At 75.0% G+C, this 13,301-nt stretch carries 13 protein-coding genes; 9 read left to right on the forward strand and 4 right to left on the reverse strand.

Annotated elements, in window-relative coordinates:
* The 6 genes from ACK8OX_RS24805 to ACK8OX_RS24830 form a co-directional block, all read left to right on the forward strand.
* Nucleotides 1-386: hypothetical protein (locus ACK8OX_RS24805; RefSeq protein ID WP_430666971.1), on the forward strand; the 386-nt coding region annotated here is incomplete at its 5' end.
* A gap of 11 nt (nt 387-397) precedes the next feature.
* Complete coding sequence (gene fliN / locus ACK8OX_RS24810) at nt 398-727, forward strand: flagellar motor switch protein FliN (RefSeq protein WP_430666972.1); 330 nt, start codon at nt 398-400, stop codon at nt 725-727.
* Between the two features lie 5 nt (nt 728-732).
* Entirely contained in the window at nt 733-2,064 is a 1,332-nt protein-coding gene (locus tag ACK8OX_RS24815) for a sigma-54 interaction domain-containing protein (protein WP_430666973.1), read from the forward strand.
* 6 nt (nt 2,065-2,070) lie between these two features.
* Nucleotides 2,071-4,146, forward strand: coding sequence for a flagellar biosynthesis protein FlhA (gene flhA, locus ACK8OX_RS24820; RefSeq protein WP_430666974.1), 2,076 nt, complete (start codon nt 2,071-2,073; stop codon nt 4,144-4,146).
* 6 nt (nt 4,147-4,152) lie between these two features.
* Nucleotides 4,153-5,121 (forward strand): GTP-binding protein, encoded by a 969-nt coding sequence (locus ACK8OX_RS24825; RefSeq protein ID WP_430666976.1) that lies wholly within the window; start codon nt 4,153-4,155, stop codon nt 5,119-5,121.
* Complete coding sequence (locus ACK8OX_RS24830; protein WP_430666977.1) at nt 5,118-5,873, forward strand: AAA family ATPase; 756 nt, start codon at nt 5,118-5,120, stop codon at nt 5,871-5,873. The genes ACK8OX_RS24825 and ACK8OX_RS24830 overlap by 4 nt, the downstream gene beginning before the upstream one ends.
* A gap of 92 nt (nt 5,874-5,965) precedes the next feature.
* Here the strand turns inward: ACK8OX_RS24830 and ACK8OX_RS24835 are convergent, their stop codons facing one another.
* The 4 genes from ACK8OX_RS24835 to ACK8OX_RS24850 all read right to left on the reverse strand — a co-directional run bounded on the left by ACK8OX_RS24835 (nt 5,966) and on the right by ACK8OX_RS24850 (nt 8,579).
* Entirely contained in the window at nt 5,966-6,745 is a 780-nt protein-coding gene (locus ACK8OX_RS24835) for a DUF1217 domain-containing protein (RefSeq protein WP_430666978.1), read from the reverse strand.
* 9 nt (nt 6,746-6,754) lie between these two features.
* Nucleotides 6,755-7,213, reverse strand: a complete 459-nt coding sequence (locus ACK8OX_RS24840; protein ID WP_430666979.1) for a flagellar biosynthesis repressor FlbT — start codon at nt 7,211-7,213, stop codon at nt 6,755-6,757.
* Nucleotides 7,210-7,605: a flagellar biosynthesis regulator FlaF gene (locus ACK8OX_RS24845; protein ID WP_430666980.1), complete on the reverse strand. Its 396-nt coding sequence runs from the start codon at nt 7,603-7,605 to the stop codon at nt 7,210-7,212. The genes ACK8OX_RS24840 and ACK8OX_RS24845 overlap by 4 nt, the downstream gene beginning before the upstream one ends.
* 77 nt (nt 7,606-7,682) lie before the next feature.
* Nucleotides 7,683-8,579, reverse strand: a complete 897-nt coding sequence (locus tag ACK8OX_RS24850) for a flagellin (protein ID WP_430666981.1) — start codon at nt 8,577-8,579, stop codon at nt 7,683-7,685.
* A gap of 291 nt (nt 8,580-8,870) precedes the next feature.
* Here ACK8OX_RS24850 and ACK8OX_RS24855 point away from each other — a divergent pair, with 291 nt between their 5' ends.
* From ACK8OX_RS24855 to ACK8OX_RS24865, 3 genes are read left to right on the forward strand one after another with little or no spacing between them, the layout of a single operon-like run.
* Complete coding sequence (locus ACK8OX_RS24855) at nt 8,871-11,471, forward strand: chemotaxis protein CheW (RefSeq protein WP_430666982.1); 2,601 nt, start codon at nt 8,871-8,873, stop codon at nt 11,469-11,471.
* Entirely contained in the window at nt 11,468-11,935 is a 468-nt protein-coding gene (locus ACK8OX_RS24860; RefSeq protein ID WP_430666983.1) for a chemotaxis protein CheW, read from the forward strand. The genes ACK8OX_RS24855 and ACK8OX_RS24860 overlap by 4 nt, the downstream gene beginning before the upstream one ends.
* Before the next feature lie 8 nt (nt 11,936-11,943).
* On the forward strand, nt 11,944-13,266 hold the full coding sequence (locus tag ACK8OX_RS24865; RefSeq protein WP_430666984.1) for a FliI/YscN family ATPase: 1,323 nt from the start codon (nt 11,944-11,946) through the stop codon (nt 13,264-13,266).
* Nucleotides 13,267-13,301: the final 35 nt, after the last annotated feature.

A 13,301-nucleotide genomic window follows, 5' to 3' on the forward strand; every position in this document is an offset into this window, starting at 1 on the left:
CCGCCCTTGCGGATGGCGGGGCCGAATGGCGGCGCCTGGCGGAGGCCGCGGCGGCCGAGGTCGCGCGCACCGTGCTCGCCGTCCTCCTCGCCGCGCTGCCCTCGCTGGCCGAGCGGCAGGGCGAGGCGGAGGCGGCGCGCTTCGCGGCCTCGCTGCTGCCCGCGCTGGCGGACGAGCCGGGCGTGACGCTGCATGTCGCCCCCGCCCTGGCGCCGGCCCTGTCCGCGCGCTTCGCGGGCGAGGCGCGGGTGGAAGTGCGGGAGGATGCGGCGCTCGCGCCCGGAGACCTGCGCGCCGCCTGGCAGGGCGGCGCGGCCGAACGGCGCGGCGCCGCGGCGCGCGCCGCCATCGAACAGCTTCTGGCCGATCAGGGCCTGGTGGGATGAGGACGGGACGGATGGACGACACACGCGACCCGCTGCGGCTGGGCGAGCTGAACGAGGGCGAGGCCGCGCCGCGACCGCGCCCGGGCGCGAGTGACGACCTCGGCGCGATCTACGACATCCCGGTGCAGGTCAGCGCGGTGCTGGGCCGCGCGACGATGCAGGTGAGCCAGCTGCTGAAGCTCGGCCGCGGCGCGATGGTGGAGCTGGACCGCAAGCTCGGCGAGGCGGTGGACATCTACGTCAACAACCGCCTCGTCGCGCGCGGCGAGGTGGTGATGGTGGACGACAACCGCCTCGGCGTGACGATGACCGAGATCGTCAAGACCGACCGGCTGGGCTGACCGCGATGACCCGCCTGCTCATCATTGGACCGCTGTCGGGCCCGCTCGCGGTGGCGGCGCGGATGGCGAAGGACCGCGGCGCGGCGCTGGCGCAGGCGGATGCGGTCCCCCCCGCGCTGGCGCATCTGCGCGGCCCGGGCGCCGACCTCGTGCTGTGCCATGTCGGGCAGGACGTGGCAGCGCTGATGCGCGCCGTCGCCGCCGAGCGCATCGCCTGCCCGGTGATCGCCTGCGGGCCCGAGGAAGCCTCGGCCGAGGCGGTGGCGGCCGTGCGCGCGGGGGCGAGGGACTTCCTGCCCCTGCCGCCCGACGCCGACCTGATCGCCGCCATGCTGGAAGCCGCGGCCGGCAGCACCCGCCGCGCCGATGCGCCGGTGGCGCGCGACCCGGCGATGCTGGCGGTCCTCGCCCGCGCCGCGCAGGTCGCGCCCGCCGAGGCCTCGATCCTCATCACCGGGGAGAGCGGCACCGGCAAGGAAGTGCTGGCGCGCCACGTCCACGCGGCCAGCCGCCGCGCGAGCGGCCCCTTCGTCGCGCTGAACTGCGCCGCCCTGCCGGAGACGCTGCTGGAGAGCGAGCTGTTCGGCCACGAGAAGGGCGCCTTCTCGGGCGCGGTGGCCGCCCGCAAGGGCCGCTTCGAGCAGGCCGATGGCGGGACCCTGCTGCTCGACGAGATCGGCGAGATGGACCCGCGCCTGCAGGCCAAGCTGCTGCGCGTCATCCAGGAAAGGGAGGTGGACCGCCTGGGCGGCACGCGCCCGGTGCGCGTCGATGTCCGCATCCTGGCCGCGACCAACCGCGACCTCGGCGCGGAGGTGAAGGCCGGCCGCTTCCGCGAGGACCTGTATTTCCGTCTCGACGTGGTGCGGCTGCGCCTGCCGCCGCTGCGCGAACGCCCCGCCGACATCCTGCCGCTGGCCGAGCATTTCGCGTCCCGCTACGCCGACGCCAACGGCCTGCCCCGGCGCGGCTTCGCCCCCGCCGCGCGCGCCGCCCTGCTGTCCCACCCCTGGCCCGGCAACGTGCGGGAGCTGGAGAACGCCGTCCACCGCGCCGTGCTGCTGGCCGAAGGGGCGGAGATCGCGGCCGATGCGGTGGAGCTGCGCCCGGCCGCGGCGCAGCCCGCCGCGGCGGGCGGGATAGACTTCCTGGTCGGCCGCAGGGTGGAGGAGGTGGAGCGGGACCTCATCATCGGCACGCTGTCCCACTGCCTCGGCAACCGCACGCGGGCGGCGGAGATCCTCGGAATCTCCATCCGCGCGCTGCGGAACAAGCTGCACGACTACCGCGCCATGGGCCTGGCCGTGCCGGCCGCGCCGGGCTACGCGGCGGACTGACGCGCCATGGCGGCGGCGGGGGGCACCTGGCAGGGCTGGATCGGCGCGGCGCGGCCGGGCGGGGACGTCGCGCTCGCGGTCGGCGTCATCGCGCTGCTGGCGGTCATGCTGGTGCCGCTGCCGACGCTGCTGCTGGACCTCGCGCTCGCCATCTCCATCACCTCCTCGGTGCTGGTGCTGATGGTCGCGCTGTTCCTGAACCGCCCGCTGGAATTCACCGCCTTCCCGACCGTGCTGCTGCTGACCACGCTGCTGCGCCTCGCGCTCAACATCGCGACCACGCGGGCGATCCTGACGCATGGGCACGAGGGGCCGGACGCGGTCGGCCACGTCGTTGCAGCCTTCGGCGGCTTCCTGATGGGCGGCGACGTGCTGGTGGGCATGGTGGTCTTCGCCATCCTGCTCGTCGTCAACTTCATGGTGGTCACCAAGGGGTCGGGCCGCATCGCGGAAGTGGCGGCCCGCTTCAGCCTGGACGCGATGCCCGGCAAGCAGATGGCGATCGACGCCGACCTGTCGGCCGGCGCGATCGACGAGGCGGAGGCCCGCCGCCGCCGGAGCGAGCTGGAGCAGGAGAGCGCCTTCTACGGGTCGATGGACGGCGCCGCGAAATTCGTCCGCGGCGACGCCATCGCCGGCATCATCGTGACCTTCGTCAACCTGCTCGGCGGGTTGGCCATCGGGCTCGGACGGCACGGGATGCCGCTCGGCGACGCGGTGCAGACCTTCTCCGTGCTGACGGTGGGCGACGGGCTGGTCAGCCAGATCCCGGCGCTGCTGGTCTCCGTCGCGGCGGGCATCGTGGTGACCAAGGCGGGCGCGGTCGGCCGCGCCGACCAGCTGATCGCGCTGCAGCTCATCGGCGGGCCGAAGCCGCTGGCCATCGCGGCCGCCGCATCCGTGCTGATGGCCGCGATGCCGGGGATGCCGGCCCTGCCCTTCCTCGCGCTCGCTGCCGGTGCGGGCGCGCTGGCCTGGGCGCGCCGCCATGCCGCGGCCGATGCCGAGGCGGCGGCCGCGCCCGCCGCCGCCGCGCCGCCCGGCGAGGAGGCGCAGGCGGCCGAGGCGCTGCGCGTCGACGGGCTGCGGATCGAGCTCGGCTACGGGCTGCTGTCCCTTGCCACCGGGGAGGCGCCGCGCCTGACGGAGCAGATCCGCGCGCTGCGCCGGACGCTGGCGGCCGAGATGGGCTTCGTCCTGCCTTCCGTCCGCGTGCAGGACAACATGAGCCTGCCGCCCGAAGGCTACGCGCTGCGCGTGAAGGAGGTGGAGGCCGGCACCGGCACGCTGCGCCCGCCGAAGCACCTGGCGATCGACCCCGGCGGCGCCGCCGCCGGCCTGGCCGGCGAACGCTGCCAGGAGCCCGCCTTCGGCCTGCCCGCCATCTGGATCGAGGAGGAGCGCAAGGCCGAGGCGCTGGCGCGCGGCTGCACGGTGGTGGACGCCGCCGGCGTGCTCGCCACCCACCTGACCGAGATCGTGCGCGACAACATGGCGGACCTGCTGTCCTATGCCGAGGCGCGCCGCCTGCTGGACGCCCTGCCCGAGGAACATCGCCGCATCGTCGCCGACCTCGTCCCCGCCCAGGCCAGCATGGGCACGGTGCAGCGGGTGCTGCAGGCGCTGCTGGCGGAACGCGTTTCCATCCGGGACCTGCCGACCATCCTCGAAGGCATCCAGGACGCGACCGCCGCCGGCGCGCGCGGCCTGCCCGGCATCCTCGGCGCCGTGCGCCAGCGCCTGGCGCGCCAGATCACGGATTCGGTGCGCGCGCCGGCGGGGCATGTGCCGGTGGTGGCGATCGGCCCGGACTGGGAAGCCGCCTTCCAGGAGGCGCTGGTCGGCCCGCCGGAGGAACGTCAGCTCGCCATGGCGCCGTCGCGGCTGTCGGAATTCGTGCGCCGCCTGCGCGACGTGCTGGACAATGCGGCGGCGGGCGGCGAGGCGCCGGTGATCGTCTGCTCCGGCGCGGTGCGCGCGCATCTGCGCGCGGTGGTCGAACGCCTGCGTCCCGCGACGCCGGTGCTGGCGCAGGGCGAGATCCATGCCCGCGCGCGCATCCGCATGCTGGGCCAGGTCTGACGCGCCATGCGCATCCGCGTCCTCCGCGCACCCACCATGGCCGAGGCGATGCGCCTGCTGAAGCAGGAACTCGGCCCCGACGCGGCGCTGCTGTCCACGCGGCGCGTCGCGGGCGGGATCGAGGTGACGGCGGGCCTCGACGAGGAGGACACGGAGGAGCCGCTCCTCATCGCGCCGCTGGCGCGGATGCCGGCCGCCCCGCCGCCGCCGCCGCCGCCCGCGCCGCCCCCCTCCCCCGATGCCGCGGCGCTCGCCTTCCACGGCGTGCCCGCCGCGCTGGCGGAGCGGCTGCTGCACGGCCCGCTGGAAGCCTCGCTCGAGGCATCCTTCCGCTTCGCGCGCCTGCCCGACGGCATCGCGCGCCCACTGCTGCTGGCCGGGCCGCATGGCGCGGGCAAGACGCTGACCACGGCCAAGATCGCGGCGCGCCGCGTGCTGGCGGGGCACCCGCCGCCGCTGGTCGTCACCACGGACGGCGAACGCGCGGGCGCGGCGGAACAGCTGGCGAGCTACACGCGGCTGCTGGGCGCCACGCTCGCCGTCGCGCTGACGCAGGCGACGCTGCTGAAGGCGATGGCGCGGCGCGACCCGGCGCAGCCCGTGCTGATCGACACCGCCGGCATCGACCCCTTCGTGCCGGAACAGGCGCGCCTGCTGGCGGGCTTCGCGGCCGCGACGGGCGCATCGGTGGCGCTGGTGCTGCCCGCCGGGCTGGATGCGGCCGAGGCCGCGGACCAGGCGCGCGCCTTCGCCGCCATCGGCGCGACCCACCTGCTGCCCACCCGGCTCGACGTCACGCGGCGGATCGGCGCGGCGCTGGCGGCCGGCGCGGCCGGGCGGCTCGCGCTCTGCGAGGCCGGGACGGGGCCGGGCGCCACCGGATCGCTCATTCCCATCGACCCCGCCTGGCTCGCCGCCAGGCTGCGCCGGCGCAGCCATCTCGACGCCGCGCCGCAGGAAGGACACCCGACATGACCGCAGGACGCGGCCGCATCATCGCCATCGCCTCGGGCAAGGGCGGCGTCGGCAAGACCTGGCTGGCCATCACCCTGTCGCAGGCGCTGGCGCATCGCGGGCGGCGCGTGCTGCTGGCGGATGGCGACTTCGGCCTGGCCAATGTGGACGTGCAGCTCGGCCTCCGGCCGGAGCGGGACATGCTGAGCGTGCTGGCCGGCCGCGTGCCCTTCGGGCAGGCGGTGATCCGCCACGAGGCCGCGGGATTCGACGTGCTGCCCGGAAGGTCCGGCAGCGGCACGGTGGGCGCCCTGTCCGAGGAAGCGGTGGAGCGCGTGCGCGTGCTGCTGGAGGACGCCGCCCGCGGGTGGGAGGTGGTGGTGCTCGACCTCGGCGCCGGGATCGACCCGGCGACGCGCCGGATGGCGGCGCTGGCCGACCTGCTGCTGGTCGTCACCACCTCGGAGCCGACCAGCCTGACCGATGCCTATGCCGTGCTGAAGCTGCACGACCGCGACCACCCGGGCGGGGATGCGCGCATCGTGGTGAACCAGGCGCGCGACGATGCGGCGGGCCGGCGCACGGCGGCGACGCTGCAGCACGCCTGCACGACCTTCCTGCGCCGAGACGTGCCGCTGGCCGGCGTGCTGCGCCGCGACGAGCGCGTGGCGGAGGCGATCGGGCGGCAGATGCCGCTGCTCACGCGCCACCCGGCTTCCCCGGCGGCGGCGGATGTTGAGGCGCTGGCGCGCCGCCTCATGCCGGGCTCATGACGTGCTGACGCACGTCATGCTTCAGGCGCCAGCGCGCCTTGGGCGCCCGGCCCGCTGCGCGGGCCGCAGGCCGGGATTTCGTGGGCCGGGCATCACAGCTTGAGGATCAGCGATTCGAAGGAGGTTTCCTCGGGCGCGTTGTCCTCGGCCATGGTGAGGTAGCGCTGGATCATGCGCTCACGCGTCGCGGACTTCGCGAGGTCGTCGAGCCTGACACGCCCTTCCACCGACCGCGCCTGCGCCTCGATGCCCTGCATGGCGAGCTGGTCGGGCAGGGAGCCGAGCGTCTGCACGACGCGGCGCATCACCTTGTTGCCCAGCACCTCGTAGACGTCCGGTGCCTTGCCGTCCTGCAGCTTGTGGATCACCAGCGCGTCGGCCACGGCGCGGCTCTGCTTGCCGATGGCGGAGACGCGCCGGTATTCGACGACCCCGTTGGCGATGACGTCCCGCACCGCAGCCGTCCGCAGCGCGTCGAGCCCGCCCTTGGCGAAGCCGAGCTGTTCGGCCGCCGCCTTCCAGCGCGCATCGGGCAGCCGCGCGGCGAGGGAGCCGGCCTTGGACGGGTCCGACATCAGCGCCTGCTTCGCCAGCCCGACATTCGCCGCCTGGTCGGCCAGGCCGAGGCCCTCCAGCAGCGTCTTCACCACCACCGGGTCCTTGAACAGGTCCTCGGGCGTCTTCGCCTTCGCGATGGCGCGGTCCAGCCGCGCGAGGTCGCGCAGCACCGCCGGGTCGCGGCGCAGCCGCTCCGTGTCGCGCGCCGCGTTGGCGAGGCTGGACTTGTAGAGCCCGATCCGCCCGCCCGGGCCGAGCGGCACGCCCCCGTCGCCCGATCCGAACAGCGACAGCAGGTAGCCCGCGGGGCCCATGCGCGGCGCCTAGCCCGGCGCGCCCTGCGCCGGTTCCGGCGCCGCATGGGCCAGCATCGCGTCGTCATGCGCGAACAGCTCCCGCACGCGGCGCATCGCCTCCCAGCAGCGGTCGGCTTCCAGGTCGTCCATCGCCTGGTGCAGGATGCGCAGCACGGCGGCGTTCGACGTCGCTTCCAGGTAGTCCTGCGCCAGCGCGCGCGCGAAGCCAAGGTACTGCGGGCGCTCCGCATCCTCGCAGACATAGGCCGCCTGCATGGCGAAATACAGCCTGCGCGCCGGCGTGCGGGCATCGTCCGGCGCCAGGATCTGCTTGCCGAACAGGAAGCGGGCGCGGTTCGACAGCACCACCGAGGCGCGGGTCTGGAACTGCAGGGCCGCGCCGTTCACCAGCATGCGGTCGCCCGCGCGCAGCTCCAGCACCAGCCGCCGCACGCGGTTCGGGTCGTCGTTGTTGATCATGTTCATGGCGCGGCACCTTGCGGCCGGTCGGCGAGGCCGAGTGCGAAGTCCTCCGCGATCCCGGCGAGGAAGCCGAGATCGGGCTCGCGCCCCTCCACCTCGCGCAGCGCGCGGCGGGAGACGGCGCCGATCGACATCCGGAGGTCCATCGGCAGCGGGCAGGAGGGGTGGATGACCAGCGCCTCGATGGCGGTGAAGACGCGCCGCGCATCGGCGGCGGCGCGCACCTTCGCGATGGGGTCGCCGGACTTCAGCGCGCCGTGCAGGCGGCCGGCCAGGATGGAGAAGACCTCCGCCTCCTGCGCGCGCTGCGAACGCGCGGATTGCACCGCGCCATAGGCCCGCACGGCCCGGGCCTGCGCGGGGGGGGCTGCGGAGGGGCTCGCCTCGATGAGCATTGGGCCGCCTGTTCCTCAGGGACGATACGGGATGGGGGGCGGGCCGGGGGCGGCGCCCCCGGCCCGGTTCGGCTGCCTTACTGGAACAGCCGCAGCAGGGCCTGCGGCGCCTGGTTCGCCGTGCTCAGCGACTGGGTGCCGAGCTGCTGGCGGATCTGGAGGCTCTGCAGCCGCGCGCTTTCCTTCGCCAGGTCGGCGTCGATCAGCGCGCCGATGCCGCCTTCCAGCGCATCGAGCTTCTGCTTGTTGTAGCTGACCTGGGCGTCGACGTACTTGCTGTCGCTGCCGTACTGGTTCAGCGCGTTGTTCACCGCCGTCTGCACGGTGGTGAACAGCTTGTTGGCGCCGAGCGAGCCGGCGTCGTCGGCGCTGCCGAGCATGGCGCGCGCCTCCTCGGCGGTCAGGGCGGCGGCGAAGGGCGCCGCCGCGGCCGTGTTCGCCGCGGTCAGGTTCACCGCGGTGTCGAAGGTCAGCGTGGTGCCGTCGGTGGTGCCGATGGTGTAGCTGTCGCCGCGCTCGTTGCGGATCGCGGTGATGTTCGCGCCGGCCAGGTCGTCCGTCGTCAGCAGCGTGCTGCCGTTGTAGGTGGTGTCGCCGATGAAGCGGTTCACCTGGTTGACCAGGGCGGAGAACTGCAGGTTGTAGCCCGCCCGCTCCTCGCCGGTGACGCGGCTGTCGCCGATCTTGCCGAGCACGGACTTGATCTGCACCATCGTCTCCGAGACCTTCTGGAGACCCGCGATCGTGGTGTCCAGGATGCCCTTGGAGCCGCCGAGCTGCTCGTTGGCGGAGGTGATGGCACCCATGTCGGCGCGGACCTGCTGCGCCACCGTGTAGGCGGCGCCGTCGTCCTTGGCGTCCGACACGCGCATGCCGGTGGACACGCGCTTCTGCACCACCGACAGCTCGTCGTTGGTGCGGTTCAGCGCCTGCAGGGCCACCATCGCGCCGGAGTTGGTGGCGATCGAGTTCATGGGCATTGTCGTCATTCCTCTTGCGACGTCGCCCGCGGGTCTTCCGGGGGCGCGGCGGCAGGGGCCCGGTCCGGGGCATGCCGCCATCGATGAGGACGGTCGCGCCGGGGATCATCCCCCGCACCATCCGGTTCCGCCCGGTCCTCGGTCGGCTGAAGCGAGGCTGGGCCCGCCTTGTTGCGCGCCTCTTTCCGGGGGCGAAGGTGGCGCGCGCCGGCACGGCGGCGGCGATTAACACGGCGGTCCGACCTGCCTGCGATCTCCTTCACGACGCTGGCCGCAGGATGCGCGATGGAAGACCTTCTGGCTGAGTTCCTGGCGGAGACGGGCGAGGCGCTTGCCGAGCTCGACACCGCGCTCGTCGCCCTCGAACGGCAGGACGGGGATGCGGAGACGCTGGCCCGCATCTTCCGCATGGTCCACAGCGTGAAGGGCGCGGCCGGCTTCCTCGCCCTGCACCGCCTGAGCGCGGTGGCGCACGCGGCGGAGAACCTGCTCGGCCGCTACCGCGACGGCGAGGTGCCGGTCACTCAGGCCGGCGTCAGCGCCGTGCTCGCGGCGATGGACGCGATCCGCCGCATCCTCGCCGGCCTGGCCGAGGGCGGGGCCGAGCCCGAGGGCGACGACGGCGCGCTGATCGCGGCCCTCGACGCGGCCGAGAAGGGCGCGATGGCCGCCCCGCCCGCCGCGACGGCCCCCGCCGCGCCCCCCCCGCACGAGGAGCCCGCGGCGGCCGAGCCCGCCCCGCCGGGCGCCGATCCCGTCGCCCCGCCGGGCGCGGAACCCGTCGCCCCGCCGGGCGCGGAACCCGTCGCCCTGCCGGGCGCGGAACCCGCCGCCCCGCTGCCCGCGGCCGAGGCGGCCGGCGCTGCCCGCGCCCCGGCGCAGAGCATCCGCGTCTCCCTAACCGTGCTCGACGAGCTGATGACCCTCGCCTCGGAGCTGGTGCTGGTGCGCAACCAGCTGCTGCAGATGGCGCGCGGCGAGGAGGCGTCCCCCTTCACCGCGCCGCTCGCGCGGCTGTCGCGCATCACGTCGGACATGCAGGAAGGCGTGATGAAGACCCGCATGCAGCCGGTCTCCGCCGCCTGGGGCCCGCTGCCGCGCATCGTGCGCGACCTCGGCGCCGAGCTCGGCAAGCGGATCGAGCTGGCGATGTCGGGCGGCGAGACCGAGCTGGACCGCCAGGTGCTGGAGCTGATCCGCGACCCGCTGACCCACATGGTCCGCAACAGCTGCGACCATGGCCTCGAACGCCCCGACCAGCGCCGCGCCGCGGGCAAGCCGGAGAGCGGGCGGATCGCGCTGTCGGCGCGGCACGAGGGCGGGCGCATCGTCATCGAGATCGCCGACGACGGCCGGGGACTCGACCTCGCGAAGGTCCGCGCGCGCATCCTCGGCCGCGGCCTCGCGACCGAGGCGGAGCTGGCCGCGATGCGCGACGACGAGGTGGCGCGCTTCGTCTTCCGCCCCGGCTTCTCGACCGCGGAAGCGGTGACCGCCGTGTCGGGCCGCGGCGTCGGGATGGACGTGGTGCGCAGCAACATCGAACGCATCGGCGGGACGGTGGACCTCCAGACCGTGCCCGGGCGCGGCACCACGGTCAGCGTGCGGATCCCGCTGACGCTGGCCATCGTCTCCGCCCTCGTCGTGCAGGCGGCGGGTGAACGCTTCGCGGTGCCGCAGGCGACGGTGGTGGAACTGGTCCGCGTCGGCCGCGGGTCTGTCGCGGTGGAATGGCTGGACGCGGCGCCGGTGCTGCGGCTGCGCGGGCAGCTGCTGCCGCTGGTCGCGCTCGGCCCCCTGCTAGGCCTGCGCGACGCCTATGCGGGCGGCGCGGAGGTGGACGGCTTCGTCGCGGTCCTGCAGGGCGACTCCGGCCGCTTCGGCCTGCTGGTCGACGGCGTCTTCGACACGGAGGAGATCGTGGTGAAGCCCGTCGCGCCGATCCTGCGCGACCTGTCCGTCTTCTCGGGCAACACCATCCTCGGCGATGGCGGGGTCATCATGATCCTGGACCCCGCGGGTGTCGCCCGCATGGCGGGCGTGGGCGGCGGCGGCGCGGTGCAGCAGGAAGCGGTGGCCGAGGCGGATGCGCGCACGCAGGTGCTGCTGTTCCGCGCCGGCGGCGCGCCGACGCCGGCGGTCGTGCCGCTCGGCGTCGTCGCGCGGCTGGAATCGCTGCCGGCCGAGGCGGTGGAGATGGCCGGCGGCAGCCCGATGACGCAGTACCGCGGCCAGCTGATGCCGCTCGTCCCGCTCGGCCACTGGGAACCGCCGGCGCCGGGCACGCAGCAGCAGGTGATGGTCTTCCAGGACGGGGCGCGGCGGCTCGGCCTCATGGTGGACGAGATCATCGACGTGCTGGAGGAAAGGCTGGTGCTGCGCTCCTCCTCCGACCGGCCGGGCTTCCTCGGCTCCGCCATCGTGGCCGGCCGCGCGACCGACGTGCTGGACTGCGCCTACTGGCTGCGCAGCGGCGACCCCGCCTGGTTCGGCCGCCATGACGCCCGCGCGCCGCGCCTGCTGCTGGTGGAGGACAGCGGGTTCTTCCGCCAGGTGGTCGTGCCGGCGCTGACCGCGGCCGGCTACGACGTGACCGCGCGCGCCGATGCCGCGCAGGCGCTGAAGCTGCGGGCCGAGGGGCAGTGCTTCGACGCCATCCTGACCGACATCGAGATGCCGGGCATGGACGGCTTCGGCCTCCTGGCCGAGATCCGCCGCGGCGGTCCCTGGGCCGCGACGCCGGTGGTGGCGCTGACCAGCAAGGCAAACCCGGTGGACGTGGCGCGCGGCCACCAGGCCGGGTTCCAGGACTACGTCGCCAAGTTCGACCGCGACCGCGTGCTGGACGCGCTGGCGCGGGCCATGAGCCAGGGAGCCGAGGCATGACCGCCGCATCCGACGAAGCGCGCCTGCTGCTGACCATGCAGGTGGACGGGCGGCTCTGCGGCGTCCCGGTGCCGCAGGTGCGCGACGTGATCCGCTCGGAGCACATCGCGCGCGTCCCGCTCGCCGCCTCCGGCGTGGCCGGGGTGCTGAACCTGCGCGGCCGCATCGTCACCGCGGTGGACCTGCGCGACCGGCTCGGCCTGCCGCCCGCCGCCGCCGGCACCAAGCGGATGAGCGTGGTGGTCGAGGACCAGGGCGAGCTCTACAGCCTGCTCGCCGACGACGTGGGCGAGGTGCTGTCCCTGCCGCCCGATTCGCGCGAGGAGGTGCCGCACACGCTGCGCGGCCCCTGGCGCGAACACGCGGTCGCCGTCCACCGGCTGGAGGAGCGGCTGCTGATCGAGCTGTCGCCCGAACGGCTGCTGGCCTTCGGCGCGCGCCAGCCGGCCGAGGCGCGGCGCTGACGCCGCCGATGGGCGTGTCCGCCATCCGCCGCGCGGCGGATTCGCTGCGCGCCGGCAATTTCGGCGAACAGGTGGAAGGCCGCGTCGCCGTGGTCGATGCGCTGTCGGTCGAGGTGACGGGCCTGTCCGGCTTCGTCGCCATCGGATCGCGCCTCGCGCTCGGGCCCGGCCTGCCGGCGGAGGTGGTGGCGGTGGGCCCGCGCGGGGCACGCGCGGTCGCCTTCGCGCCGCTCGACGGCATCCGCCTCGGCGCCCGCGCGCGGCTGGAAGGGCCGGCGACGCTGTCACCCTGCGAATCCTGGCTCGGCCGCGTGGTGGACCCGCTGGGCCGGCCGATGGACGGCAAGGGGCCGCTCGCGGCCGGGCCCGTCGCGCGCCCGGTGCGCGCCCGCGCGCCGGATGCGGCGCTGCGCGCGCGGCTCGGCCCGCGGCTCGACCTCGGGGTGCGCGCGCTCGACGCCTTCTGCACCATGCGGCGGGGCCAGCGGCTCGGCCTTTTCGCGGCGTCTGGCGTCGGCAAGTCCACGCTGCTGTCGATGCTGGCGCGCGGCGCGGGCTGCGACGCCGCCGTGCTCTGCCTCGTCGGCGAACGCGGGCGGGAGCTGCGGGAGTTCATCGAGGACGACCTGGGCGCGGAAGGGCTGGCGCGCAGCACCGTGGTCTGCGCCACCTCCGACGCGCCGGCGCCCATGCGCCGCGAAGCGGCCTTCGCCGCCATGACCATCGCCGAATCCCTGGCGGCGGGGGGCCGCCACGTCCTGATGATGATGGACAGCGTCACCCGCTTCGCGCTCGCCTGCCGCGAGATCGGGCTGGCAGCCGGCGAGGTGCCGGCGACCCGCGGCCACACGCCGAGCGTCTTCGCCGAGCTGCCGCGCCTGCTGGAACGCGCCGGCCCCTGCCTGGAATCGACGGGCGGCTTCATCACCGGCCTGTTCACCGTGCTGGTCGACGGCGACGACCATGACGAGCCGGTGGCGGATGCCGTGCGCGGCATCCTGGACGGCCATGTCGTGCTGGACCGCAGGATCGGGGAACGCGGCCGCTGGCCCGCCATCGACGTGCTGCGCAGCCTGTCGCGCACCGTCCCCGGCTGCCTGGAGGAGCCGGAGCGCGCGGCGCTGACCCGCGCCCGCGGCATCCTCTCCCTCGCGGCGGAGATGGCGGAGCTGGTGCGGCTCGGCGCCTATCGCGCCGGGACGGATGCGGCGGTGGACGAGGCGCTGCGCCTGGCCCCCCGCATCGAGGCCTTCCTCGCCCAGCGCAAGGACGCGCCGCGCATTGGCGTGACCGAGGCGTTCCGCGCGCTCGATGCCGCGATGTCGGCATGACCCGCGACCCGCTTTCCATCCTGCTGCGGCTGCGC

Source organism: Falsiroseomonas sp. CW058 (assembly GCF_050563535.1).
In the GTDB taxonomy this organism is placed as follows: domain Bacteria; phylum Pseudomonadota; class Alphaproteobacteria; order Acetobacterales; family Acetobacteraceae; genus Falsiroseomonas.

Coding starts and splice junctions, on each gene's coding strand:
- flhA (WP_430666974.1), top strand. CDS start 2,071: ATGGCGGCGGCGGGGGGCACCTGGCAGGGCTGGATCGGCGCGGCGCGG.
- ACK8OX_RS24865 (WP_430666984.1), top strand. CDS start 11,944: ATGGGCGTGTCCGCCATCCGCCGCGCGGCGGATTCGCTGCGCGCCGGC.
- ACK8OX_RS24815 (WP_430666973.1), top strand. CDS start 733: ATGACCCGCCTGCTCATCATTGGACCGCTGTCGGGCCCGCTCGCGGTG.
- ACK8OX_RS24845 (WP_430666980.1), bottom strand. CDS start 7,605: ATGCTCATCGAGGCGAGCCCCTCCGCAGCCCCCCCCGCGCAGGCCCGG.
- ACK8OX_RS24830 (WP_430666977.1), top strand. CDS start 5,118: ATGACCGCAGGACGCGGCCGCATCATCGCCATCGCCTCGGGCAAGGGC.
- ACK8OX_RS24855 (WP_430666982.1), top strand. CDS start 8,871: ATGGAAGACCTTCTGGCTGAGTTCCTGGCGGAGACGGGCGAGGCGCTT.
- fliN (WP_430666972.1), top strand. CDS start 398: ATGGACGACACACGCGACCCGCTGCGGCTGGGCGAGCTGAACGAGGGC.
- ACK8OX_RS24850 (WP_430666981.1), bottom strand. CDS start 8,579: ATGAACTCGATCGCCACCAACTCCGGCGCGATGGTGGCCCTGCAGGCG.
- ACK8OX_RS24840 (WP_430666979.1), bottom strand. CDS start 7,213: ATGAACATGATCAACAACGACGACCCGAACCGCGTGCGGCGGCTGGTG.
- ACK8OX_RS24860 (WP_430666983.1), top strand. CDS start 11,468: ATGACCGCCGCATCCGACGAAGCGCGCCTGCTGCTGACCATGCAGGTG.
- ACK8OX_RS24835 (WP_430666978.1), bottom strand. CDS start 6,745: ATGGGCCCCGCGGGCTACCTGCTGTCGCTGTTCGGATCGGGCGACGGG.
- ACK8OX_RS24825 (WP_430666976.1), top strand. CDS start 4,153: ATGCGCATCCGCGTCCTCCGCGCACCCACCATGGCCGAGGCGATGCGC.